The 23463-nt window shown below is 62.2% G+C and carries 25 protein-coding genes, 1 tRNA gene and 5 pseudogenes; 8 read left to right on the top strand and 23 right to left on the bottom strand.

Translation table 11 applies throughout. From position 1 onward, the window contains the following. Both XpopCFBP1817_RS11465 and XpopCFBP1817_RS11470 read right to left on the bottom strand, forming a co-directional pair. The coding region (locus tag XpopCFBP1817_RS11465) for a PIN domain-containing protein (protein WP_146090185.1) at nucleotides 1–193 on the bottom strand (193 nt) is incomplete at its 3' end. Next, entirely contained in the window at nucleotides 190–441 is a 252-nt protein-coding gene (locus tag XpopCFBP1817_RS11470; RefSeq protein ID WP_128417224.1) for an AbrB/MazE/SpoVT family DNA-binding domain-containing protein, read from the bottom strand. The genes XpopCFBP1817_RS11465 and XpopCFBP1817_RS11470, both read right to left, overlap by 4 nt. Before the next feature lie 179 nt (nucleotides 442–620). Between XpopCFBP1817_RS11470 and XpopCFBP1817_RS11475 the strand changes: the two genes are divergently transcribed. The 5 genes and pseudogenes from XpopCFBP1817_RS11475 to XpopCFBP1817_RS11495 all read left to right on the top strand — a co-directional run bounded on the left by XpopCFBP1817_RS11475 (nucleotide 621) and on the right by XpopCFBP1817_RS11495 (nucleotide 3148). Further along, on the top strand, nucleotides 621–1196 hold the full coding sequence (locus XpopCFBP1817_RS11475) for a recombinase family protein (protein WP_128417225.1): 576 nt from the start codon (nucleotides 621–623) through the stop codon (nucleotides 1194–1196). Between the two features lie 10 nt (nucleotides 1197–1206). Beyond that, nucleotides 1207–1473, top strand: coding sequence for a hypothetical protein (locus XpopCFBP1817_RS11480; protein WP_128417226.1), 267 nt, complete (start codon nucleotides 1207–1209; stop codon nucleotides 1471–1473). Between the two features lie 239 nt (nucleotides 1474–1712). After that, nucleotides 1713–2063 carry a hypothetical protein gene (locus tag XpopCFBP1817_RS11485; protein WP_128417227.1) on the top strand — a complete coding sequence of 117 codons (351 nt, stop codon included), beginning with the start codon at nucleotides 1713–1715 and terminating at the stop codon, nucleotides 2061–2063. Nucleotides 2064–2176: 113 nt separating this feature from the next. Then, nucleotides 2177–2407: pseudogene (locus XpopCFBP1817_RS11490) on the top strand (hypothetical protein); the annotation flags it as partial. 204 nt (nucleotides 2408–2611) lie between these two features. After that, entirely contained in the window at nucleotides 2612–3148 is a 537-nt protein-coding gene (locus tag XpopCFBP1817_RS11495) for a hypothetical protein (RefSeq protein ID WP_244171143.1), read from the top strand. A gap of 297 nt (nucleotides 3149–3445) precedes the next feature. On the opposite strand, the gene XpopCFBP1817_RS11500 is transcribed toward XpopCFBP1817_RS11495, so the two are convergent. The 11 genes and pseudogenes from XpopCFBP1817_RS11500 to XpopCFBP1817_RS11550 all read right to left on the bottom strand — a co-directional run bounded on the left by XpopCFBP1817_RS11500 (nucleotide 3446) and on the right by XpopCFBP1817_RS11550 (nucleotide 10604). Further along, entirely contained in the window at nucleotides 3446–3886 is a 441-nt protein-coding gene (locus XpopCFBP1817_RS11500) for a hypothetical protein (protein ID WP_128417228.1), read from the bottom strand. Next, a complete protein-coding gene (locus XpopCFBP1817_RS11505; RefSeq protein WP_128417229.1) occupies nucleotides 3886–4995 on the bottom strand; it encodes a M23 family metallopeptidase in 1110 nt (369 codons plus the stop codon). The genes XpopCFBP1817_RS11500 and XpopCFBP1817_RS11505 overlap by 1 nt, the downstream gene beginning before the upstream one ends. Nucleotides 4996–4997: 2 nt before the next feature. Beyond that, nucleotides 4998–5444, bottom strand: a complete 447-nt coding sequence (locus XpopCFBP1817_RS11510) for a hypothetical protein (protein WP_128417230.1) — start codon at nucleotides 5442–5444, stop codon at nucleotides 4998–5000. Then, nucleotides 5441–5974 carry a hypothetical protein gene (locus XpopCFBP1817_RS11515; RefSeq protein WP_128417231.1) on the bottom strand — a complete coding sequence of 178 codons (534 nt, stop codon included), beginning with the start codon at nucleotides 5972–5974 and terminating at the stop codon, nucleotides 5441–5443. The genes XpopCFBP1817_RS11510 and XpopCFBP1817_RS11515 overlap by 4 nt, the downstream gene beginning before the upstream one ends. A gap of 41 nt (nucleotides 5975–6015) precedes the next feature. Beyond that, nucleotides 6016–6465, bottom strand: a complete 450-nt coding sequence (locus XpopCFBP1817_RS11520; protein ID WP_128417232.1) for a hypothetical protein — start codon at nucleotides 6463–6465, stop codon at nucleotides 6016–6018. Between the two features lie 8 nt (nucleotides 6466–6473). Next, the gene (locus tag XpopCFBP1817_RS11525) at nucleotides 6474–6869 is read right to left on the bottom strand and encodes a hypothetical protein (protein ID WP_128417233.1); all 396 of its coding nucleotides are present in this window, start codon (nucleotides 6867–6869) and stop codon (nucleotides 6474–6476) included. A gap of 10 nt (nucleotides 6870–6879) precedes the next feature. After that, nucleotides 6880–9417 carry a DotA/TraY family protein gene (locus tag XpopCFBP1817_RS11530; RefSeq protein WP_425479105.1) on the bottom strand — a complete coding sequence of 846 codons (2538 nt, stop codon included), beginning with the start codon at nucleotides 9415–9417 and terminating at the stop codon, nucleotides 6880–6882. 15 nt (nucleotides 9418–9432) lie between these two features. After that, nucleotides 9433–9747: a hypothetical protein gene (locus tag XpopCFBP1817_RS11535; protein ID WP_128417234.1), complete on the bottom strand. Its 315-nt coding sequence runs from the start codon at nucleotides 9745–9747 to the stop codon at nucleotides 9433–9435. Between the two features lie 167 nt (nucleotides 9748–9914). Next, a pseudogene (locus tag XpopCFBP1817_RS24010) lies at nucleotides 9915–9959 on the bottom strand (hypothetical protein); the annotation flags it as partial. Then, nucleotides 9956–10165: a hypothetical protein gene (locus XpopCFBP1817_RS11545; protein ID WP_128417235.1), complete on the bottom strand. Its 210-nt coding sequence runs from the start codon at nucleotides 10163–10165 to the stop codon at nucleotides 9956–9958. The gene XpopCFBP1817_RS11545 and the pseudogene XpopCFBP1817_RS24010, both read right to left, overlap by 4 nt. A gap of 154 nt (nucleotides 10166–10319) precedes the next feature. Beyond that, nucleotides 10320–10604 carry a hypothetical protein gene (locus XpopCFBP1817_RS11550; RefSeq protein ID WP_128417236.1) on the bottom strand — a complete coding sequence of 95 codons (285 nt, stop codon included), beginning with the start codon at nucleotides 10602–10604 and terminating at the stop codon, nucleotides 10320–10322. Between the two features lie 116 nt (nucleotides 10605–10720). On the opposite strand from XpopCFBP1817_RS11550, the gene mobQ reads away from it, so the two are divergent. Then, nucleotides 10721–11947: a MobQ family relaxase gene (mobQ, locus tag XpopCFBP1817_RS11555; RefSeq protein ID WP_128417237.1), complete on the top strand. Its 1227-nt coding sequence runs from the start codon at nucleotides 10721–10723 to the stop codon at nucleotides 11945–11947. 218 nt (nucleotides 11948–12165) lie between these two features. Here the strand turns inward: mobQ and XpopCFBP1817_RS11560 are convergent, their stop codons facing one another. The 8 genes and pseudogenes from XpopCFBP1817_RS11560 to XpopCFBP1817_RS11600 form a co-directional block, all read right to left on the bottom strand. Beyond that, nucleotides 12166–12726, bottom strand: coding sequence for a hypothetical protein (locus tag XpopCFBP1817_RS11560; RefSeq protein ID WP_128417238.1), 561 nt, complete (start codon nucleotides 12724–12726; stop codon nucleotides 12166–12168). A gap of 45 nt (nucleotides 12727–12771) precedes the next feature. Beyond that, a complete protein-coding gene (locus XpopCFBP1817_RS11565; RefSeq protein WP_128417239.1) occupies nucleotides 12772–13836 on the bottom strand; it encodes a hypothetical protein in 1065 nt (354 codons plus the stop codon). 1272 nt (nucleotides 13837–15108) lie between these two features. Next, the gene (locus XpopCFBP1817_RS11575) at nucleotides 15109–16002 is read right to left on the bottom strand and encodes a replication initiation protein (protein ID WP_128417240.1); all 894 of its coding nucleotides are present in this window, start codon (nucleotides 16000–16002) and stop codon (nucleotides 15109–15111) included. 3 nt (nucleotides 16003–16005) lie between these two features. Then, nucleotides 16006–16359 carry a helix-turn-helix transcriptional regulator gene (locus XpopCFBP1817_RS11580; RefSeq protein ID WP_128417241.1) on the bottom strand — a complete coding sequence of 118 codons (354 nt, stop codon included), beginning with the start codon at nucleotides 16357–16359 and terminating at the stop codon, nucleotides 16006–16008. A 691-nt stretch (nucleotides 16360–17050) separates the two neighbouring features. Beyond that, nucleotides 17051–17127: transfer RNA gene (locus XpopCFBP1817_RS11585), tRNA-Pro, on the bottom strand. Nucleotides 17128–17189: 62 nt separating this feature from the next. Then, nucleotides 17190–17291, bottom strand: a pseudogene (cydX, locus tag XpopCFBP1817_RS11590) (cytochrome bd-I oxidase subunit CydX); the annotation flags it as partial. 83 nt (nucleotides 17292–17374) lie between these two features. Continuing rightward, nucleotides 17375–17525 (bottom strand): annotated as a pseudogene (locus XpopCFBP1817_RS11595) (cytochrome d ubiquinol oxidase subunit II); the annotation flags it as partial. Nucleotides 17526–17582: 57 nt separating this feature from the next. Next, nucleotides 17583–17836: pseudogene (locus XpopCFBP1817_RS11600) on the bottom strand (cytochrome ubiquinol oxidase subunit I); the annotation flags it as partial. A 180-nt stretch (nucleotides 17837–18016) separates the two neighbouring features. On the opposite strand from XpopCFBP1817_RS11600, the gene cydD reads away from it, so the two are divergent. Both cydD and cydC read left to right on the top strand, forming a co-directional pair. Further along, a complete protein-coding gene (gene cydD / locus XpopCFBP1817_RS11605) occupies nucleotides 18017–19729 on the top strand; it encodes a thiol reductant ABC exporter subunit CydD (RefSeq protein WP_128417242.1) in 1713 nt (570 codons plus the stop codon). Further along, on the top strand, nucleotides 19726–21399 hold the full coding sequence (cydC, locus tag XpopCFBP1817_RS11610) for a thiol reductant ABC exporter subunit CydC (protein WP_128417243.1): 1674 nt from the start codon (nucleotides 19726–19728) through the stop codon (nucleotides 21397–21399). The genes cydD and cydC overlap by 4 nt, the downstream gene beginning before the upstream one ends. A gap of 114 nt (nucleotides 21400–21513) precedes the next feature. On the opposite strand, the gene XpopCFBP1817_RS11615 is transcribed toward cydC, so the two are convergent. Both XpopCFBP1817_RS11615 and metX read right to left on the bottom strand, forming a co-directional pair. Next, entirely contained in the window at nucleotides 21514–21936 is a 423-nt protein-coding gene (locus XpopCFBP1817_RS11615; RefSeq protein WP_128417244.1) for a DUF1294 domain-containing protein, read from the bottom strand. After that, nucleotides 21930–23132, bottom strand: coding sequence for a homoserine O-acetyltransferase MetX (metX, locus tag XpopCFBP1817_RS11620; protein WP_128417245.1), 1203 nt, complete (start codon nucleotides 23130–23132; stop codon nucleotides 21930–21932). The genes XpopCFBP1817_RS11615 and metX overlap by 7 nt, the downstream gene beginning before the upstream one ends. Between the last annotated feature and the right edge of the window lie 331 nt (nucleotides 23133–23463).

Genomic DNA, 23463 nt, shown 5'->3' on the forward strand with positions numbered 1-23463 from the left:
GGATCGCGTCGGCCGCGTCAGATTGCTGGAAGCCATAGACACGCATCAGCACCCAGACAAATTCGCATAGGCACGGCAGCGCGACCGCGATCAACTCGGCATCGGTCAAGACTGCGGCGGCAACGTCCGCTTGTGCGGGATCGTCACGCACAACAGCACGCACAAGGACGTTGGTATCGACTGCGACCTTCATTGCTTGCCTGCCCATCCTTGTGCAGCCGCTTCGTTGATTTCTTCGATGGTGGCAACCTTCTGCGTCTTACCCGCGAGCAGGCCGACAAAGCTGGCTATCGTCCCTGCGGGCTGTGCCGCCTTGAGTACTCCCCGACCATCTGGGAGCAAGTCAAGCTCGATCTTGTCACCTGGCCTAATGCCGAGGTGTTGCAGTACGTCCTTCCGCAACGTCACTTGTCCACGTGCGGTAACGGTCAATGTGGTCATGGTGATGTGCCTCGCAATCTCATGGGTTGATGTATGGTAATGCAAAAAATCCTTACTTACGCTGTCCGCCAAACGATCCTCTGGCGGCCAGCATGAATATGTCCGTCAACTCTGGACCCGCGATGGCGATTCGGATAATAATGTAAATTGATAGGAAAACGGAAAGATCGGGACCGGCCGTGGCGCTGATCGGCTATGCGCGGGTTTCAACCGGCGACCAGAAGCTGGCGCTCCAGCATGACGCGCTGAACGCGGCCGGATGTGAGCGCATCTTCGACGACCATGCGTCCGGGGCTAAGACCGATCGGCCGGGGCTGGCCGAAGCGCTTGCCTATCTGCGTGCCGGCGACGTGCTGGCCGTCTGGCGTCTGGATCGGCTCGGGCGCTTGATGCCACACCTCATCGAGACAATCGCCGCGCTGGAAGCGCGTGGCGTCGGCTTCCGGTCGCTGACCGAAAGCATCGACACCACCACGCCGGGCGGACGGCTCATTTTCCACGTCTTCGGCGCACTGGGCCAGTTCGAGCGAGACCTGATCCGCGAGCGCACCAACGCCGGATTGAAGGCTGCGCAGGAACGGGGAAGCCTTGGCGGTCGGCGTCCGGTCATCACGCCTGACAAATTGCATAAGGCGCGCGATCATATCGCGGCAGGGCTGACGGTTCGCGAAGCGGCCACGCGCCTCAAGGTCGGCAAAACCGCGCTCTACAAGGCGCTCGAAGGCACCGCTGCTAAAACCGCAGTCAAAGCATGAGGAAAGAGTGATGCACGAACGCGATCCCAACATCGTCACCTCGAGCCTGTATGGTGTCGTCACCGAGCAGGGCGTCACCGTGAGAGTGAACATCATCCGGTTGGAAAATGAGCCGGGCTGGTCGCTCGAAGTCGAAAACGAGCATGGAACCTCTACGGTCTGGGACGACCTGTTCGCGACTGATGACGCCGCGCATGTCGCTTTCCGTCAGACCGTCGATGAAGAAGGTCTGCGCGCCTTCCTCGACCAGGCCGTCGTCATACCCTTCCGACGTTAGCACCGTCAGCGTTCGCCGTTCGTTCGCTCCTAGCGTACGTAAACTTCACTTTCGTGCAGTGACCTCTTAATGCCCGAGAGGCCGCTACAGAGGGTCGGCAGGGATTCGTGTAAAAACCTTTGCTGACAGCTAGTTAGCGCACTTTTGGCTGTTTTTTTCACGAATCCCTGCCAACCCTCAAGCTGCGCGAGGGACTGGATCGCGCGACCGAGCGGCTGGAGGGAGTGCAAAAACACGTTATGCTGCAGGTTGCCGAGGCCCGTGAAGCGCAGAAGCGCGCTGAGGATCAACTGACCAAGGCCGTGCAGCGCGGCGAGCGATTGGCGAGCGAACTGGAGTCCCTGCGGGCCGAAGTGGTGACGCGCACGACTCAGCTGCAGCGGGCAACACAGGACTGCGTCGCGGCGGCGGATCACTCGGCACGATTGCAGGCCGAGCGAGACGAGTTGACAGTCCGGCTCGCAACCACGGGCGGACGACTCGAAGCGGCGACACAGCAGGCAGCAGAACTGATGGCGCGAGTCGGTTCGCCACTCGCGGACACGAAGGCGGCGACCACGGGGAAAAAACGCTCAAGGGCGGCAGCTTGAGTCGCGACCCGCCGGCGCCGACATCGGCTTTGGAGAGTGTTCAGCCATCCTGACCGATCGATGCCCAGCCAGGAGCCACATGGCTGACTTTACATTTTTGGGGGTTGGGCAAAATTAGCCAGCGTCCGAAGGACAAACAAAAACTGTACGCATTGCATGCCCCGGAAGTGGAATGCATCGGCAAGGGCAAGGCGCGTCAAGCGTACGAATTCGGCGTCAAGGTCGGCATTGCGGTCACCGTCTGCAAGGGATTGGTCGTGGGTGCGCGCAGCTTCCCGGGCAACCCCTACGACGGCGATACCTTGGCCGAGCAGCTGGAGCAGACAAGCGGGTTGCTGCAGGATCAGTCGCTCGCGGAGTTCGACAAGGACTGTTTGCTCAGGGCGGAGCTTCGTGGCCTTCGCCATCAGGCCGCCACGATGTCCGCAGTGGCCGTGTCGGCCAACGTCTCGGCCATCCAGGTGCCCATAGCCTCAGCGAGCTGCGCCGGCACGGCGTTGCAAGCGCCGCAAACAGCGCAGCATTGCTGATCGCATGGAGATTCAACGATGGCGCATGATTTCAGCCACGCCGTGATACACCGCCTTTCGGATTGGCCCGTGCTGACTCGGATCGCTGCACGCAGTACCACGGCGACACGCCTTGATAGCCGCGCCGTCGCCACCCTCTACGCGCGCGCCTTGGATGAGGATCGGCGCGACATGGGTACCGCTGAGCGGGAGTTCTCGGACGCGGCGATGCAGGCTTTTCCTACACCGAAGACCGAGGCGTCGGCCGAACAGCGCGCCGAGGCGTACCGCATCGCCCTTGAGCTTGGAATTAATGCGCCTTGGCAGCCCGCTACGGCCGAGGACGTGGGGGCATGGATATCGTGGTGGGAGCCATCAGCGCGGCTCGCCGAAGCCATGCCGGAAGCCGAACGCAAGCGCCTATGCGAATCGGGATGGTGGCCGCCGGTCGCACCGGAGCACTCCGGCCGCGTGCCGCCCGTTTCGGTTCGGATGGCGCTTCGGTTCGATGATAGACATTGCCACAACACGATTGCCGCCTATGAGTGGGCGAAGAGGGAGGAACAGCCACGATGAAAATTCGCATAGCCGAGGGTCGGCAGGGATTTGCGTAAGAAACAGCCAAAAGTGAGCCAACTCGCTGTCTGCACAGAACTTCCAAGAACCCTGCCGACCCTATAGCCGACTATCCGCAACTCAGCCTGATTGCTTGGAATCGACGGTACGATGATGATGATGTCGATGAGGTCGATGAGGTCGAGGAATTGGCACTAGACGAGTGCAATTGAAGCCCGTTTTTTCAGCTTGGATGGCGATGCGCAGAGAGGGATACTCGCCGATCTTTACCTAGGCTAAGTAAGGACCGGTAAGTAGTCAGTAGAGCTCGCGCCACGCCTGCGGATGGCTCGGTGGCAGGTCGATATAGCGCAGATGGTCGAACTCATCCCACAGGTCGGCCAATGTGCAGGAGACGCCGTGCAGGCAGACCCGGATTTCCGCCTCGGCAGCGAAGCGAGTGCCGTTCCAGCGGCTGAGAAGTACCCCTGTGGTGTGGCGGTCCCGGTGGTGGCGGACGCCGAATCGGATTTCAGCCACGTTGTCGCCGTGCAGCGTCAGGGAGAGGAAGGCCAGTTCGTCGGCAAACTCCCGGTGCGTTGGGTGCCTGGGAGAGCGGCCTTCGCGGTCGAGCAGGCGCGTCCGAATGAGCCCTGCGAAGCCGAGTCGGGCGCGCATCCTGCGCCCGGCTGCGCGCATCTGCGCTCGGAGTGTGGCCAGTTCGGCCTCGGCGAGCGGCCGAGTAGCGTTGTCGCGCACTACTGCACCTCGCGCCGGGCCTGCTGGGCGACGGCCCGCCGCCGGGCTTGTTCGGCCTGCTGCCGCTGGCTGGCCAGCTTCTGGCTGGTGTAGACCGCCAGCAGCGCTTCGATCTGCTGCTTCTTGCTGCGGATCGCGTCCGCCAGATAGATCGATACGCCGTTGGCGCGCACGTAGTCCACCCACAGCGCCCGGCTGCTGACTTTCGGCAGTTCGTTCGCCCAGTCGGCGCTGGCGAAGCGCCGGGTCGCTTCCGTGAGCAGCCATTCCCGCGCCGACTGCGTTTCGGACGTGCCTATGGGCGGTCCCGACAAGGCGCCATAGCCGTCCGAGTCCGTCAGGAATTCTTCGATGGACTGGCCGTTCGCGGCGGCTTCGGCCTGTTGCATGCGGGCGGCCGCGAGTTCCGGCGGAGCACCACCGTCGGGGGCATCGCCATAGAGCAGAGCGTATTGCGCCTTCGTCGTCTTGCCGAAGCGGTCGCCGCGCCCGTCGTGGATCGGGAACGTTTCGCAGAAATAGGGGCTCGGGTCCGTCTTCCAGCCGAGGCCACGGCCGCCATTGCGCAACACGGTTGGCAGCTGGGTCGGGTTCAGCGACTTCAACTTTCCGGCGTCGGCGTAGAACTGTTTTGCACGGACTTCCTGCTGGCCAGGGACGCCGTAGGAAAGATGCAGGTGGACGGCCATCTTGCCGCCGCCGGTGTTGCCTGCGATGCCAAGCTGTTGACCGGCCTTGACCTCGCTGCCCTCGGCGAGCCCGTCGGCGAACCCAGACATGTGCGAGTAGCGCAACGTGTGCCCGTTCGGGCGTTCGATCACAAGGCTGTTGCCGTAGCTGCCCCAGTAGCCCATGAAGACGACCTTGCCGTCGGATGTCGCGTACAAGGGCGTTTTGCCGCCGGTACTGAAATCGAGGCCATCGTGCATGTGCCCGCGTTTCGCGGCCGACCCGTGTTGGCCGGGTGTGCGGAAGATGCCGAAGCGGCTGGCCACGGTCTTCAGCGGATTCGGTGGAACCATGCACGTGCCAGCGGCGGTGGCAGGGGCGGACGCGCCGCCTTCGGTGGTAGCAAGCAGCAGGGCGAAGGGAAGAGCTGCGCGGCGCATGGTCAGTTCTCCGGCTGAAAGTCGCTTTCGCCGTAGCCGCCGGGGACGACGCAGGTCAGTTGCCCCATGTCGTCCAGCTCCAGCGTACCGATGCCCGCCTCACGGCGGCCCTCCGCATCGAGCTTGGCGGCCGCATTGATTGCCTGCGCAGTGCTGGCGAGCTTCGCTGTATAGCTGTCGCCTTCGATGCCCTGCGGGTCGATGGAGACCGACACCTCGGTCACCGGCAGGCCGAACACCGAGAAGGGACAGGGTGGCTTGATCGGCAAGATGCCGCCGAAGCGATCACGGGGCAGCGCTTCCCACCCCGTTGTTCTCATGTCGGGTTTTGCGCGGCACTCGATGGCCGCTTGCAAGGCGGGCGCGACCGCTTGCCATTGCGCCGCATCCAGTACGTAAGCGGCTGTGGCCAGCGCCCATAGCAGGAGGATCGAAGGGAGGATCTTCATGCCTTCATCTCGCAATGGATCGGCGCCATCAGCGCACCGCGTTGGCGAACCTCAGTCGGGGCGATGGCATGCAAGCTGTTTAGCTGATGCAGGGATGAGCGGACAAAGCCCGGGCCGCCTGCTTGCATCCCGGCGGCGTCGATGAACGGCTGCAGTGCGTCGGCGACAATGACGTAGTACAGGTGCAGCGTGCCGAATTCCTTGACGGCTTCGATCTTCATCACCGGGATGTCGAAGGCTGTGACGAGCGTTCCGAACTGGACCCCCTTGCCATCGGTCGGGATGCCGTAGTCCGCCATTACCGTTTCGGCTTGCGCAGTGGGCAGGCGGCATTCGAGCGCGTCGCTCAGCGAAGGCGCGGCGGCATGGACCGAGGAAGTGAGCGCCGCAAGTAACAGCAGGCATAGGGCCAATCCGGCGGCCAGCAGCAGCCGACGGACGAGCCGTGCGTGTCGTTCTCGTTGGACGCCCTCGGCGACGGCCAGCAGAACGGCAAGGACATCGGACGGGACGGATTGCGGGTAGATCATGGCGACAACTCCCTTGCGCCAGCGGCGCGACGGTTAACGGATCAGCGGAACCACCTTTCGTTGTGGAAGAAGTGCTTGAATGCACCGGACTGAAACAGCGTGCCGGTTTCGACCTGCCACGCCCGGTAGGCGCGCTTGAGGCCGAAGACACCTGCCAACACGGCGAAGCCCAGCCAGTTCATGGCGATCATGGTCGGGGCTTGGTTCGCGATCATGTAGAGGGCGCCGGCGAGGCAGGCGGCAGCGCAACCCCACCAGAACCGGCTCACCCGTACGTGCCCGGCCACGAGTTGCTGGCGTCCCGCGGGCCTGAGCTGGGCGAACCGCTCCAGCACCTGCGCGGCACGCGCTGTGGTATCGACCGGCGTGCGGGCGGATCGCCACAGATCGGCGATGAGCCGGTTATTGGCCTTGATCTGGTCCCAGCCGATCAGGCGCTTCGGCAGGCCGATGACGGCGAACTTGGTCACTTTCTTGGCGGTCTCTTTCATCTGGGTGCTCACAAAGAGGGACCGGCGTCGTACGCCGATGAGGAGGCATAAGCGTTCAGGCGGGCGGCGATGTCCGGAAGCCAGTTGGCAACGGCCGGTTCCCGATGCAGCACGGTCGGATCGACGTGCGGCTCGCAGCGCAGCACGGAGCCGACAAGCTGATGGCAGCGTGGGTTGTAGCTCCGCAGAGCGGCGGCCTGCACGTCAGCCGGCGCGCTATCGAGTGCCGACAGCGCTGCAGCGGCGATGGCGGCTAGTGCATTTGCCGCCCATGTCAGATCGTCGCGTTCGCGCTCCACGGCGGCGGCGTAGGTCATGCCGTCGTTGAAGCCTTCGTCGTAGCCGCGCCGCAGGCCATTGGCGGTGCCGATGTTCAAGCCCTCGATCTTGTCCAGATAGGTCATGGCGTTATTCCTACGAGCGGGTACCTGGGGTGCCGCCGGTCGGCGGCCGTGGCTGCCCGTCGAGCGATGAGCGTGGGGTCACGCCCTGCGGGCCGCTGACGCCCGGTTGCGGGCCGATGGGGGCCAGCCGAGCCCCGCCGCAGCCGCCACCGGGGCCGCCCGTGAGACGCGGGAGCGATTGGGGTGCAGGCGGCGAGGATGGAGACGGGCCAACGCCCTGCGGACCCGTGGACAACGGCGGAGCCGATGGCCGCACGCCACCGCCACCCGGTGGTGGCGTGCCTCCGCTACAGCCCGGCGGCAAGCGGCCACCTCCACCCCGGCGCCGCCCATCGACCGGGAGGCTGCCGCGCGACTGCGCATGCGCCATGCCAGTACGCATTTCTCCGAGCGCGGCCGTCTCGCCGAGGTCGTGCACGCCGCCGCCGATCCACTGCAACACCTTGTCCGGCAGCGCCTGCGGCAGGCCGAACGACATGTAGAGGATCGGGAGCAGCGTTGCACCGAAGACGATCAGCCACCACGCGAACGTGAGGAACTCGCTGATGGCACCGATAGCGCCGGTCGAGGCCGACACCGCACCGTGCATGCTGAAAAACGCCTTGGCGGTGAAGTCGATCAGCGGGTCGCTGATCAGGATGCCGGCGAACAGGCCGACTACCGCCAGTGCCGGGCACACGAACAGCGAGGGCAGCAGGAGATAGCCTTGCCGCTGGCTGCCGACGAAGGTACTGTCCGGCGTCATGTGCATGATCGCCCACAGCGGCGCGGCAAGGCAGGCTTGCAGCACCGCCAGCACCCAGCCGCAGACCACGATCATGAAGATGGTGTACGGCAGCGAAGGCAGGAAGACGCCGAAATAGAACGCCAGCGGTTCCAGATAGGCAGACATTGTGGCGAGACCCGCCAGCGGCACCTCCAGCATCCAGTCCCAGATGGGTTCCACAACCTTGTCGAGGTCGAGGCCGGTGCCGACGCCCTTGACCGAGGACAGCGTGCCTGCGCCCACGCGCAGGACCGCCATCGCCGTCTTGACGGCAGCGGAAATGGTCTTCGTCGCGGCGAGTATGACCGTCAGGTAATCTCCGACGCACTTCATGCGGTTGAGGCTTCCACCGATTTCACCGGCCGTCGCACACAATGTCGTGGTGCCATTGCTGCCGTCGCCGCCAACGGCCACATCCACCACGTACTTCATGCTGTTGTTGATCCAGCTCGAAGTCTTGGCATCCATGTCGGCGCGCATCTGGCCGATGTTGACCGCTGCCTGCGGGTCGGTCGGTATCCTCGAAGCAATATCCTCCGGCCGCACTTCCTCGCGGCTATAGTCCTTGTGCGTTTCCGCCTTGCGCGTGACCTCAGCCGCCATCGATACGCTGCTGACGAACTCGGCGGCCGCCGCGCTGTTGGGCAGGCCGGTGAGCGTCGGCGGACTGACGCTGCCCGCAGGCTCCGCAAAGATGCCAGAGAGCTGGCCGCGCACCATGCCGACGCGCTGGAACCATCCGCCCGCGCTCGCCCAACCGTCGAGGGTCAGCGAGTTAACAAAGGCGTTCATGCCCGTTCCTAGTGCGGTTTCGCTGCTAGTCGCGTTGTCGGCGAGCGTCGAGGCTACGCGCTCTTCGGATTCGTTGACGATCCGGTTGAACTCGGCTGAGTTGACGGTGTTCCAGCTGTCGGCGGAGACGCGCGTCGGCCATGTATTCACCCACTGGTCCAATGCCGCCATCATCTGCACGACCGTCTGCTTTTTCGCTTCCATCGCCTGCGAACGCACTTGCTCCATCGCCTGCGCGGTCGCGTCGGTGCGGGTCTGCGGGTAATACTCTCCAACCTTAACCGTGCCGCAGATCGGCGCGCCGCCCGCGAGGTTCGATGCCTCATTGCGGTCCTTGATCTCGAATACGTACTCCCGGCGGCCGCCTTGGTTGAATACGGCGTCCGGTGAGCTGTTCGCTTGAACTTGTGGCGCCGTGCCCGTATTCGGGTCGGCGAAGGTGGCATTGGCCGCCCGTGCGCAGTAACTCGCCGCCACGTACTGCCGGGCGAAGTCACGCAGGCCGTGGTAGGAGCCGGGATCGTGGACGGCCGCGACAATGCCGTTCGGGCTGACCAGGCCCATTGCCACACCCTTGTTGTAAACCGCATTCGCGAGGCCCGCGCCCCACAGGGCCAACATCATCACGATGAGTTGGATGAAGCTGTAACCGCTTGCGGTAGGGAGCAGCACCGCGCCGCCGGAGACGATGCGGACCGGCGTCCATAGGGATGACCAGTTCCGGCCCATCGCCTCGCCGTCGTTAGCGGTGTTCAACACGCCCACCGCTGCCACATAGGACACGATCAGCGAGCCGACGATGAGCACACCACTGTTCAGGACCGAGAACATGGAGCCGAGCAGCAACGCGGCGGCGCTGACCTGATCTGGATCGGCGCCGACAGTCAGCTGGTCGATGACTGGGCCAAAGATGTGCCGCAGCATGGTGACCGACTGGTCGGTGCATTGCCCAGACGGCGCGTCCGGGCAGGGCGTGAAGGGCACCGCCATAGAAGCGCAGCCTCGTTAGGGAGAGTAGTCGTTGGTGGAATCGCGTTCGCGCATCAGAGCATCGAGCGATTCGGCTGCGTTGTCCCGGAGCTTGGCTTGGAGCGAATCGAAGTCGCCCTCAAGCTGCTTGGCGGCATCGGGAATCAGGGCTGTCCAGCTGGTGCCAATTCGTTCGATGGCTTCGGCAATGGTGTAGCCCATTTGAGTGAGCCAATCGAACCGGTTGAGGACAAGGGCGACGGCAAGCTTTTCGCCAGTAGATAGGACGCCAAAACCACCTCGTTCAGCGTCGCGAGATTTACCAACGATGTGCTGTAGATCGCCGTGCATTGTCTTTTCTCCGAACTGCGGTGGAAATTTCGGCTGGCCTCGCGTGCCGCGAGTTCTTTGTCGCCAAGTTGCTTGATCGCCTGATAGCGCTCAGGCGTCCAGGCCGGGTGCGATTTCGTTTCCCGTATTCCGATAAGTGCTCCCAGCAGAAAGCCACGATCTTCTTCCAATAGGCCGGCAATGCTGACCAACCCGCCTGCCTCGATCTTCAATCGTGTGAGCTGTGCGCGGCGTGCGGATCGCTGCGCTTTGGCCTCGCCTCTTTCAGCTTTGCGAGCCGCTCCTTCTGCGATGTCACGATGCGCTCAAGACGTGCAATTTCCTGTCGCCGTGTTGCACTCATTTCTGCAGATGGGCGGCGGCCACGTCTAGGTGTCGTCGTGGCAGCGTTTTCCATGGCGTGGGTTGTCTGATCCATGGACCGATCATGGCGGATGATCTAAGGAAATGCAATCCTATAAAAGTAGTAATAGTTGTTAGGAGTATTGTTCGGTCTCGTCGTCATGTCATTGACTGTCCTTGTCCGCTTAGGCGTAGCTTCGCGGGTGCGTTCTACCAACTTTTCCATGTAATCAATGGGTATCGCGGTTGTCCGGAATGCGGACAGGAGCGGCGCGTGCCGCCACGGAGGTGTCATGACGCTCCCTGCCTGATTGCATTTTGCATCTCGCCATTACCACGAAAAATCCGTTTTCTGCGGCCATAGTGGTTGCGCCGTGCGCACGCTTGGTGCCAAATAGCGTGATGTTGGTTTCTTTCTTTCTTTCTTTCTTTCTTTCTTTGCTTTCTTTCTTTCTTTCTTTCTTTCTTTCTTTCTTTCTTTCTTTCTTTCTTTCTTTATTTCTTTCTAACGGCAAGAGTGCAGTTACGCATCGCTGCGCGACGCCTGCGCAAGGGGCTCCGCCCCTTGACCCCGCAAGCGGCTTGTTGACCGTGCACGTCTTGGGTACAGAAATCTGGTCGGGGTGCCATCATGTACCGGTGTGAGTTGAACTACATCTCCCGCAGTGGCGGCAAGAAAGGCAAGTCGGATGCTGCCATTCGCGCCGAGCACCAATTCAGCGTCACGGCGGCCATTGCCTACCGCACCGGCAGCATCGTCACAGACTATCGCACCGGTGTCGTGCACGACTACCGTCGCAAGCAGCGTGTCGAGCACACGGAAATCGTGGTCCCAGCCGTGGCGCCGGCATGGGCTCGGCATCGCGAAACCCTCTGGAATGCAGTTGAGGCGGCGGAGTTGCGGAAGGACGCCCGGCTAGCCAACGAATTCATCTTGTGCCTGCCCTACGGGATGAGCCTGGAACAGGAGGTCGCGATGGTTCGGGAATTCGCACAGGCCGTCATGGAGCGGCATGGCGTTGCCATCGAGTTCGCCATTCACAAAGACGACGGTAGGCGTTGGGATGGCGGAGAGAAGCGTTCGGGTGGGCGCCATGCGCATGTGCTGATGAGCACTCGGGGACTGATGGCCGAAGGTTTCAGCAAAGACAAGGCGCGTGAGTTCACCGGCCTGAAAGAAGGGCCTAAGACGCTTGAATTCTGGCGTCAGCAGTGGGCCGAAATTGGCAACCAACACATGGCGGCAGCCGGGCTATCCGAACAATGGGACCATCGCGCCATACAGGTGCAGCGGCAGGACGCGAAAGCGCATGGCGAAAACCTGAAAGCCATCGAGCTGGATCGGCTTCCGGGAGTGCACTTGGGGGCAGTCGCGACTGCCTTCGAGCGGCGCGGGGTTGAAACTTATCTAGGCGATCTGAATCGGGCGATCATTGCCGAAAATCGGGCCCGGTGGCTGGCGCGTCAACGCTGTGGTCTGGAGGCTTCCATCGCGGAGTTCGAGGCGCTTCTGGATGCACTGCGTGAGGAGCCGCAGCCCGAGCCAGTGCTGATGGCGAGGAGGCGAGGGAAGGACGATCCACGGTGGCCGGAGTACGAGGCAGAAGTTCGGCGACTGGGCGACGAATCTGGTGTGAATCCGCAGGTCCTAGAGCTGGCGTTGCATCTACGAATCGAGGAACAATTCGTTGCGCTGGCGGACGCGATGGCGCCCCAAGGAGGCGTCGTCGAGTTGGCTCGCCGCATGGTGGAAGGCATCGCCGAGCACGAACGGCTTGAGAGTACGAGCACAGCCGGAACGAAGCTTGATCGCCCGGTGGATGACGCCGACGTTGCGAGTGCGACCTTGGAACCCTGATGTCGCTACGGTGGCCTCACAGTGACGAGACCTGTGCGCAGTGATGGCACGATGATGCCGGCAAGATGGGGCCATAGTGTGTGGATGATGTCGAAAGGAGCGGTCGGACGGTGGATCGGCCACCTTGCCGCCACCATGCCACCCTGGTTGCGCCATCATGTTGCCACGATGCCAACATGCTCAGGCCAATGTTCGACCACCCTTTCGACCACAAGGCGTCATTTATGGGAACGCTTGCGAGTCCGCTTGGCAGGGGGAGCAGCCAGCAGTTCTTCGGGGATGAAGTTCGGCATGTGCTCGGAGATCCAGATCAGCGACTCGTCCAGGTCGATCAAGTCCTCGGCAGACGGCGTGGATGCCTTTGCAGGGCGTCCACGCTCTTTGGCTGGCTTGGGATGGCCTGCCTTCTCCAAAGCGTGTGTTAGGACGCCTATAGCGTCCCAGAGCCGCTCCGGGTCCTCGGGCTCGACGCCCGCCGAAAGCGCCTTTGCCGCAAGCCCAAGGTACTCTGCCAGTCGGCCGAGATGGTGGCGTTGCAGCAGCTCAGCGATCTGCTGATCCCGTGTCACGATCCACTGCTGGAATTCTTCCTTCTCCTCTCGCGTGAGAACCGCTTTCAGCTCACGCGGCAGATCGCGGGCGAAGCGGTCAACCGTCCCGAGTTGGACCAGCCGCGACTTGCCCTGCTTGGCATCGTAGACCGAGCGGCGCAGCGCGACGGTGCGCCCCTGCCGCAGGCGACCCTGCTTGTCGCGGAAAGTCTGGAGGCGGATGTGCATGCGAAAAGTGTCTGGCTAAGTGAACGATTGCCGTGCTGGGAGTAGTCAAACTCCTTTCAACTCTGGCTTTGAGCCGGCTGGTCGTGGCGGCACTGCGTAGTCCTTCACGACAACTCCGTCGGAAGAACTGGCGTTCACCATCGTTGCCTTCACCCAAACTGTTTTGCTTTCGAGGCGGCGCAAGTGGCCGCGACGCAAGTGCATGCGAGGACTAGCATGCTGTCCAGATGCGTTTTTGCCGGCTTCGCGCTTTTCCTCCGCAAGTTGCAGGACCTTATAGGTGAAGAAGGGCTGTTTCCCTTTGGCTTCACGCTTCTTATTCAGCATCTTGGGCGCGGGGAGTTCGGCCGTCGTCACGTTCGCGCAGTTGATGACGCTGCACGCCTGAATCATGAACATCTCTTCATCGTGCGCATCAAGATGGATCTGCGCAAAAGCTTTTGCCTGATCGCCGTTGTGGGTCTCGGCGAGCTGCATGTCGAAGAGTTCTGGCAACAAGTAGAACGGCTCGCTTCGGAACTGCTTGGATCGAGCAGTTCCGCGCCCGGCCTCGATTAGCGCCTCGTTGGCAATTCGGCTCACTGGGAGCTGCTCGCTCATGTCGAGCTCGCGCAGTTCGTTTTTGTACGGATGAAATGATCCCCCTATACCCAGATTCCACTTGCTATCGAAGGGCGACCAGTAAATCGGGACAACGAACGCACCTCCATCCGGGAATTTCTGCACGATGTCGTTCAAACCCGGCAACAGCTCGTAGGAAGGATGGGGTTCCCAGCACAAGGCGATGCGTCGTGTGGCATGGAGTTGAGGAAGGCCGCCTATCTCGGGCAATGGGTCGAGTCCAATCTCTTGTTCGTAGGGAACTTCAAAAGCCACGCAGGGGAATGGCAGTCGAGCAAGATCGAGGTGCGCCTGCCGCATTTCATCCGGCGTAACCAGGTTGCAACGGTTGGGTAGGATGAACTTGGTACTGTGGCGAAGCATCTCGATAATGCGGAGCATGACCTGCGCACTTTTCGGTGCATCATGGTGAAATTTCGCCGCCCAGACCTTGAGGTCCTCGATTGCATGGGCGCAATAGTTGAGTGGCTGGACGCGGTCATGCTGCATGGTGGCTATTATTGAGTCCTGGGTTTTGCTTGACGGTACTGTCGCCTGTCCGCTGTCCATTGGGATCGACATCGACGCACACACGATCGCCGCAGATGACGGCATTCGAGGCGTAGTAGGCTTGGAGGACAGGGATAGCGTTCTCGTAGCGCTGCAGTTCTTCCTTGACGGTAGAGAGTTAGCGGCGGTAATAGCCCAGCACGGCCCAGCCGATGAGTAGCACCAGTAACAAGATTGCGCCCGCGGCGCCGAACCACATCCACACCGCCAGAGGCCATGCGGCTCTCCTACCACTTATCACATGGGTCTCAGTCTAGCCAAAGATGGACTCTAGTCCTACCTTTCCGGACCAGGAATTTTCCTACTGCGGCGTCAGAGAACGCCTCGATTGGCGGCGCAACGCCCAACTATCTGCTGCTCTACTGGGGACGATGGCCTGCGGCCACCGTGGGCACAGGCGGGGGACAAGCCGATGGATGGCTGGCGCCGCCCACACCTTGCCCCCCGCCTGCACACACTTCGCCCCCAGAAGGGCGAAGGGCGCCACCAGTGGCTGGCTAGCCATGGAATGGCACGCCAGCCAGTCTCAAGGTGCTGACTTAGCGTTTCATCGTGGATAAGTCGCTAGCTTTCTAGCCGTTTGAACACGTCCGGCCAACCAGGCCAGTCGGAGGACCCAGCTGCCCCGTCTCCCGTTACATGCTCTTTTTCCCAGTCTTCAAGGGCCTGTCGCTCGGCATCGGTGAGCTTCGGGAGAAAAGCCATAAGGCGCTCGAATTCATCCATGGTGGGCACGGAGTTGCCTCTGTGGTCGTAGGCGGCCGCTCTGAGTGTAAGGCGACGGCAACTGGCTCGCCAATTGAACTCCGGCTTTGGGCCTTGTACTCCAATTGGCGGTGGTAGCGCGCCGCGAAGGCGGCGCAAGAAGCGAGTAGGCTGGGGCGGTGGACGGAGTGGGTGCAGGCGGTGTGGCAGGGCGTGGGCAGCGGCTCCATCGCTGTCCACCCCTGTCCACGGCCTGTGCCCAGGCTCGGCCGAAGGCCGACCGTCCACGGGCCCGGCCGGGGGTGAGCGATGCGAGTTAGCCACAAGCCGGAGTGGTAGGAAGAAGGTAGAAAGAAGGTAGAAGGCGGCGATCCGCTGAAATTTCATTTTAAATCAAATGGTTGCGTTCGTGCCCTGGAACGCAACCCCCGACCGAATGGAATGTAACCCCGATTGGCTGGAAAGCAACCCCGAACGGAGTGGAACGCAACCCCGATGCTCGAACTGCTAGAGCTTCGTCCAAGCTGCTTGTTCCTTGCCCTTGGTGCTGTGTTCTATGCGCCCGCCTGCGATGATCGCCAGTCGCTCCAGTTCGCACATGGCTGCTGCCAACGCACTTCTGAATTTGCACGTTGGGCTGGTGTACTCCAGCTTCCGCTTGAGCCATTCAAGTCCAAACCGTTGAACATCCTCATCGGACGTGGCCACGAGGCGTTGGAGTGCTTTTGCCATGTCTTGGCCTCGACCAAACTGCATCCGCTTGTCCCAGTCGATCAGGGCGAATTCCCGATTGCTGTATATGGCGTGCCAGCGCGGATCGATGCGTAGCGTATAAGCTTCGGCTTCATCGTCGTAGTCGAACCCTTCGATCATATGAAGTGCGCGACTACGGCCTATTGCGTACTTGAGCTTGCCACCTTTTTTTACTTCTATCACCAGCATGGCGAAGGACAGCGCCTTCATCGCACGATGCAGCCAGTCGTATTCGTACTTGCCGGTTTGCCGTCCGATATCACGTAGGAATGCAGCACGGCAGATCACTACAGGTTCGCCAAGCGGCTTCTTCCCGGCCTCACGCATGGCTTGCATCCAAACATCCGCCTGTGCCTCGTCAAGCTGCTCGCCCCAGAATTTGATGGTGGCGTCGCTACGGCTTACCAGCTCCACGTCCTTGTGCATTTTCTTTCGACCTCGCGCAACCGGCGCAAATAGACTGGAGCGAGCAATATGGTTGGGCATCGCCCGCATGAAATCTTCGAGCCCTGGCAGGAATAGTTGCTCGGAATTCTCTACACGAGAGCGCTTTCCCTTCGGTTCCGCACACCACTGATAGATTTCATCCCACGATGACAATCTCGGCCTTCGTTGCGCATTGCTGCTTTGCTGATCCATGTAGCTCATAGATCATCCCACCGCTTGTTGCGATGCCGCCCAGCGCTGCCGTTCGAGCTGCTCGCGCTTTGTTGGGCGTCCCGGCGATCTGCGAGGCGGGGGAGGGATTGCTGGCTGCGTGGAATCAATCCATTCCAGCACCTCATGCTCGTACCAGCACAGGCGCCTAGAATGCGGCAGCTTGAACGGACGGGGGATGAGGTGCTTGTACTTCTTGTTGGTCGCGAACGTACGAATCGATGTGGGTGTCTTGCCGATCAGCTTGGAGAGGTCCTCGACGAAGAGGATGCGGATCGGAGCTGCGCTCTGTTCGTGCCGAGCAATGGGAGCCCCGGTGAGGGCCTCCGGTAGATAGGGGATGGACATGGTGCGCCCTGCGTCATGCGGCTAGCACGACTCGGCGCTGACTGACCCGCGTTAGCCGGAGCGGGACGAGACTCGGATCAGCGCCGAGGGCGCCGACGCGGGGGTTCGTTGGTACTGCGGGGCTCGAAGGAGCCCGGGTCAACTGGAGAGGCCGTTCGACCCTTTCGGCCACGGCCGGGAGGGAACTTCGGCTTCGAGGCACAGGCCAGCGGGCCCGTTTTCCAGAGGACAAGGACGAGAGCTAGTAGCGGGAGAGCCAAGACAATTTGACCGGCCACCGTGCTCGACAAGTCAATGCCAAGGGTCTGTTCGGCGAGGAGGCATAGAAGCAGCAACACGGCGCAGGCGGTCATGACGCAAGCCCCCAGCAGGAAAGCCGAGGAGTCATGACGCCGGATGGCCAAGAGAATTGACTGCTTATGGGTCATGAGCCGAGATTAGAGTGATGCGGAGCAGGCCGTCAACCCCTAGTCGGTTAGAAAAGCAAAACGCTAAAAATCTAACAAGTACAATGACTTAGATTAATGTGGCGATGCCGAAAGTTTGGGCCCGTCTTGGGCCATCAGCGCGGAAAAGTTACCCGTTTCGACCATGCATAACGAGTCGGAGCAATGCGGAGCCAGGAGCAGCAAAAAGGCCCTGAAGTCCCGCATTTCTGCGGCTTTCAGAGCCTTTTCACTGTTCTTTCAAATGGTCGGGGAGACAGGATTCGAACCTGCGACCTCTACGTCCCGAACGTAGCGCTCTACCAGACTGAGCTACACCCCGAAGGAGCCGCACATGGTACATGCGGAATGGCAAATCGGCAAGCATCTGCTGGATTTATTTGACTGGCACGGCTGACTACGCGCGGATTCGCGTGCTTCGAACCACATGCCGTTGAGCACGGCAGCTAATGGGGCCAGGCCGGTGCCGAGGATCCATGCGAAATATCACATCGGTGTTCTTAGAAGAATTGTTGAAGCGTGCGGCACGTTGGGGCGGTGCTGCGGCGGAGTAGGTGTGTCACCCGCGTTCATGCGTTGGGATTGGCCGACATCTCTTCGGCAGTGACCTTAGCCGTTGAGCACGCGGTAGACCCAGCTTGTGGAGGCTGGCACGATCGGCATGAACACCGCAGCCGCCAGCAATATGATCCACAGCGTGCGACGGCTGCTGGACGCATTTGCGAACGAACGCCGCTCCATCTCCACATGCTTGCCGCCCAGCAGCTAGAACGCGCTGTACGACCAGTTCATGCCCAGCTCGACTCCATCACGATGCCGGTGCCGTTACCTTGGGCGAAGTTGATGCCGAACAGCACGCCCCAGAAGATGGTCATGCGCCGCCAGATCTGCTTGCCGGTCATTACATAAACGCTCTCCATGATGCCGAGCAGGAACGACAGACCGATGGTCAGCGGCGGAAAGATGCAGTGGTACAGCGCGGTGACTGCGAACTGCAGCCGCGACAGTTCAACAACTGTCGCGTCGATCATGGCGAGTGGGCCTGGTTGGGCGTCGATGAAGGAATGCAGCGGATCATCTGCGCTTGCCGCGACACGCGCGTTGATCCAAATCAATGCCGCTGCAATCGGGTGCGGGACAATGCGCAGGCCTTGATTGGTAGGTGGCGACTTATAATCGCCTGCAACAAGACGCCTTCATTAGAGAGCGATGTGAGTCAGCCCAACGTGCGAGCCAGCCAAACGCCAGCCCAGCGCCGTCAACGCGGCCAATGGCTGGATGCGCTTGCCGCACCGGCTGCGCGTGCGAAGCGGCTGGCCGGTGTGGCGGTAGCGGTGTCGGGTGTGCTGCTGATCGCGCAGGCGGCGGCGATCGCCTGGTTGCTGCAGGCGGTGCTGGTGCAGCATCTGCCACTTTTGCAATTACGCGATGTGGGCGTGGGGTTGTTGGCTGTGCTGGTGGGGCGTGCGCTACTCAATGCCTGGGCACAATCGCTGACCGGCGAGGTGGCCGATGTGGCCAAGCGCGCATTGCGTGCACGCATCGCACGCCGGCTGGTACAGCACGGGCCGGTGTGGTTGCGCCGGCAACGCAGCGGCGAACTCGGCGAATTGAGCCTGGCGCACACCGATGCGCTGGAAGGTTATTTCGTCGGTTACCAGCTCGCACGCACCGAGATGCTGCTGGTGCCGCCGCTGATCTTGATCGCGGTGCTTTCGGTCGATTGGGTGGTGGGCCTGGTGTTGCTGCTGACCGCGCCGCTGATTCCGTTCTTCATGATGCTGGTGGGCTGGGGCGCCGAAGCCGCGGGGCGCGAGCAACTTGGCGAGCTGGCGCGGATGGGCGGGCACTTTGCCGATCGCCTCAAGGGCCTGGGCTTGCTACGTGTTTACGGGCGCGGCGAAGCCGAATTGAGCGGCATTGCCAACGCGGCCGAAGGCGTGCGCGAGCGCTCACTCAAGGTGCTGCGGATTGCGTTCCTGTCGTCCACGGTGCTGGAATTCTTCGCCTCGGTGAGCGTGGCGATCATGGCGCTGTACTTCGGTCTGAGTTATCTGGGCATGCTCGATCTGCACGGCTTGCCGACGCTGGGCGCGGGCATGTTCTGCCTGCTGCTGGCGCCAGAATTCTTTGCGCCGCTGCGCAGGCTGGCCGCGCATTATCACGACCGTGCCAATGCCCTGGCTGCGGTGGCCGAAGCCGAGCGCTTGCTGGAAGGATTCGAGCTGCCTGCAATCACGCAAACAGCCGCAGTGCTGCCGCGTGCATTGGAACCGGCGCAGGCACGCGCGCCACTATTGCAGGCGCATGGCTTGGCGCTGCGTCCGCCGGGTGCACCGCACCTGGTGGTCGAAAATTTCTCAATCGTATTGGAGCCCGGGCAGCGCGTGGCGTTGATCGGTGCAAGCGGCAGCGGCAAGAGCACGGTGCTGGAAGGCCTGGCCGGCTGGCTGGCGCCCGAGGCGGGTAGCGTGGTGCTGCGCCCTGGTGCACGTATCGGCTATGCCACGCAGCGGCCGTATCTGTTTCACGGCAGCATCGCCGACAACCTGCGCCTGGCCGATCCGCAGGCAAGCCACGCGCGGTTGCACGCCGTGGCCAAGGCGGCGCAGGTGCTGCGCTTTGCCGCGCACCTGCCGGCTGGGCTGGACACGGTGATCGGCGAGCGCGGCTTTGGGCTCTCTGGTGGCGAGGCGCGTCGCGTGGCCTTGGCGCGGCTGCTGCTGCGTGAGCCGGAGGTGTTGCTGCTGGACGAACCCACTGCGTTTATCGACCCTGACACCGAAGCGGACTTGCTGCGCACGCTGGGCGTGTTCGCGCGCGGCCGCGCGGTGATCCTGGCCACGCACAGCGTTGCGGTGATGCGCTGGGCCGATACGGTGATCGATCTGCGCGGCGCCACTGTCGCAGCGGAGCTGCCGTGAACACCACACAGCCCGATCGTCTGCGCGATGTGTTTTGCAGGCATGCCTGGCGCCTGTTGCTGTCGGCGCTGTTGGTGCTGGTCACCCTGCTGGCAGGCGTGGGCTTGCTCGGCCTGTCCGGCAGCTTTCTGACCGCCGCTGCATTGGCGGGTGTTGCCGGCATGGGCACGGGTTTCAATTTCTTCTCGCCCTCGGCCGGCATTCGCGCGCTGACCTTTGCGCGCATCGTTTCGCGCTATGGCGAAAAATTGATCGGCCACGATGCCACCCTGCGTATCGCGCGCGATCTGCGCGTGTGGTTCTTCCGCCGTGCGTTGCCGCTTGCACCGGGCCGGTTGTCGGCCACGCGCACCGGCGATTTGCTGGCGCGTTTGATGTCCGATATCGGCGAAGTCGATGGGTTGAGCGTGCGCGCACTGGCGCCGTTGAGCGCATTGCTCGGCATCTGGCTTGCCGGTGTGGTTGCGGCGGCGCTGATCTATCCGCCCGCCGCGCTGTTGCTGATGGTGCTCGGCGTGGTCATCGGTGGCGTGGTGCCGTGGCAGGTGGCACGCGGCGGTACGCAGCGCGAGCAGCTACGCGCACAGCAACGCACCGCCTTGCGCACGCAGGCGTTCGAGGGATTGGAAGGTGCAGCGGATCTCACCGCAGTGGATGCGCAAGGTGCCTGGTTGCATCAGGTCGATGCGGCGGCGGCTGTTGTCGATGGCGACCGCATTCAGCGCTGTCGCTTGATCGGCGGAAATCTGCTGCACGCAGTGTGCGGCGGGGTCGGTTTGGCCGGCATGTTGTGGCTTGGGTTGAGCGCCGCCGAACGTGGATTGATTGCCGCAGAAATGGCAGCCGGATTGGTGTTTCTGACCATGGCGTTGCTGGAAGTCTGGGCCGGTGCCGGGCTCGCTTTGCAGGCGCTGCAGAGCGCGCGCGTTGCAGCCAGACGCCTGCAGTCCATCGTCGATCAGGCACAGTCGGTCGTCGATCCGCCGCACGCCACGGATGCGCCGCGCAGCGGCACGCTGCAGCTGCATCAGGTCAGTTTTGCGTGGCCTGGCAGCGTGCGTCCGGTGTTGCAAGGTCTCGATCTGACGCTGGCGCCTGGCGAGTGCATTGCCATCAGCGGCGATAGCGGCAGCGGCAAGAGCACCTTGTCCGCACTGCTGCTGCGGCTGTGGGACCCGCAAGCCGGGCAGGTGAGCTACGCCGATATCGATCTGCGCCACTTCACGCAGACGCAATGGCATCAGCGTATCGCGTGGTTGCCGCAGAACGCCCCGGTTTTTGCAGGCACGGTGCGCGATAACTTGGTCATTGGCGATGCTAGCGCAAGCGATGCCGCCATGTGGAAAGTGCTGGATCAAGTGCGGCTGCGCGAGTGGGCCACCGCGCAGAACGGTCTTGACACCTGGGTCGGCGAAAACGGCGCCACGCTGTCTGCCGGCCAGGCGCGCCGGCTCGCACTGGCACGCGCGTTGCTGCGCGATGCACCGATTCTGCTGCTGGACGAACCCACCGATGGACTGGATGTGGACACCGCACACGCGTTGCTACTGGATCTCTCCGCTGCACTCGGCGAGCGCAGTCTGGTGATGATCACCCACGACAGCGTGCCGGCTGGCGTGGTGCAGCGGCGCTATCGCGTGCGTGCAGGTGTGTTGGAGCCGTTGGCCTAAAGCCTTTTTCCAGTGCGCCAGCAGCGAATACGTGGTGACCCATGCCATGTCATGCGGGTGGGGTGTTGCGCAGGTCCTAGCTTTGAATTTCAGTGCGCGTCACCTGCGAGCCGTTCACTCTGACAACGCGTGTAACGCAGCCATCAGCACGGGCTGGCGCAATGCCAGAAGCAATGCGGCAACATTCAACACCACGGTCACCCAGAACCACACCTGGAAGGCCGTCTTGCTGGATTTATGCCGGAATAGCGCCTGCGCCAACAATACACCCGGCCAGCCGCCGAGCAGAGCGATGCTGTGCAAGGTCGCCTCCGGTGTCCGCTGCTGGCCGCGCTGTGCTGCGGTCTTGTCGCGCCGGTAGACGATCGTCGCCACCACACTGGCGGCGGCGTACCACAGCGCCAGCAGCGCTGGCACTCGACCTACGATCACCATGATTGCCATGCCGATCAAAAAAAGCGCGGCCAGCGTCTTGCGCGGCAGGCCGCCACGCTGCGGCAGGTCACGACGCCGTTGCGCGGTTCTGGAAATCAGCAAGCGTCCAGAAAGTCGCGCACGGCCGGCCCGAAGCGGTCGAAATCGACCAGAAAGGCGTCGTGGCCTTGTGGCGAATCCAGCCCGATGAAGCGTGCGTCGGCACCACCGGCGCGCAGGCCCTCGGCGATCTGTTCCTGTTGCTGCACCGGAAACAGGATGTCGGTATTGGCACCGATCGCCAGCGCACGTGCGATGCGGATCTGCGCCAGGCCGGCCAGCACCGTGGCGTCGGTCGAGACGCCTTTGTCTGGCTTGGCGGCGATAGCATCGTCGTCGGCTTGCGTGTCATCGACACGCGCGTCAACGGCCGGCGTGTCGTCGACATACTCGGCCAGATCGAACCAGTCCATCGAACGGCTCAGATACAGATAGCAGTTGGGATCGAAGAAGCGCACGAAGCGGCGCGCATGGCCTTCCAGATAACTTTCGACCTGGAATTCCAGGCCGAACGGATCGTCGGCGGCCTGTTCGGAATCCAATCGTACGCGACCAAACCTGCCGTCCCATTCCAGCGCCGAGCGGTAGGTGATCACGCCGAGTTTGCGCGCCATGCGCATGCCCGATTCCGGGTAGCGTGTGTCGTCATAGTGGCCGCCGTTCCAATGCGGGTCCAGACGGATGGCTTCGCGCTGCAGCGAGCGGATGGCGATCGAAAACGGCAACGCCTGCGCGCTACCGGAGATGTTGATGTGGCTACGCGCAATGCCTTGGTGCCGCAGCAACAACGCCAAGGCGGTCATGCCGCCCATCGAGTTGCCGATCAGGCACGCCAGTTGTTTGATGCCCAACGCACGCACGACATCGGCTGCGGCATCGGCCACATCTTCGATCGATAACTCCGGGAATGTCAGGCGGTACAGCGCGCCGGTGGCAGGGTCGATCGAGGCCGGCCCGGTAGAGCCTTTGCAGCTGCCCAATGAATTGACGCACACCACGAACCAGCGCTCGGTATCGATCGGCTTGCCTGGCCCGAGCATCGCCTCCCACCAACCTGGCTCCGGATTGGCGTGATTTGCCGCAGCATGCGCGTTCGGCGACAAACCGGTGACAATCAACACCGCATTGCTGCGATCGGCGGCCAGCGTGCCCCAGGTTTGGTAGGCGACGTGCGCTTGGTGCAGTACGCCGCCACGCTTCATCGGAAACGGCGAAGGCAGGGCATGGAAGAGCGAGCCGGGAGGGATGAATTCAGTCATGCCCTGATTCTATCCTGCACTGCGCGCTGGTGCTCCCGCACCAGCCGGACCGCCAGCTCACGCACTTCTAGTGAATACTTCGTCTTACTCATGGCCCCATCTTCTCAAGAATTGAAGCCTCCCGGAATCCCGGAACGGTTCAATGCTTTGAAATGGTCCTGTCTAGGCAGAAATGTCCATTCTTAACGTCAATGGTCATATCGTAATATTTCAATATGTCATTGCCAAGATTGTAGGCGGAACCAATGTCATTAAGGAGCCTCTAAAAACCCCAGCAATCTGCCATCATTGACTTGACGCCCTGCCAGCGGAGAACGACAGACATGATCAG

This window comes from Xanthomonas populi (genome assembly GCF_002940065.1).
In the GTDB taxonomy this organism is placed as follows: domain Bacteria; phylum Pseudomonadota; class Gammaproteobacteria; order Xanthomonadales; family Xanthomonadaceae; genus Xanthomonas; species Xanthomonas populi.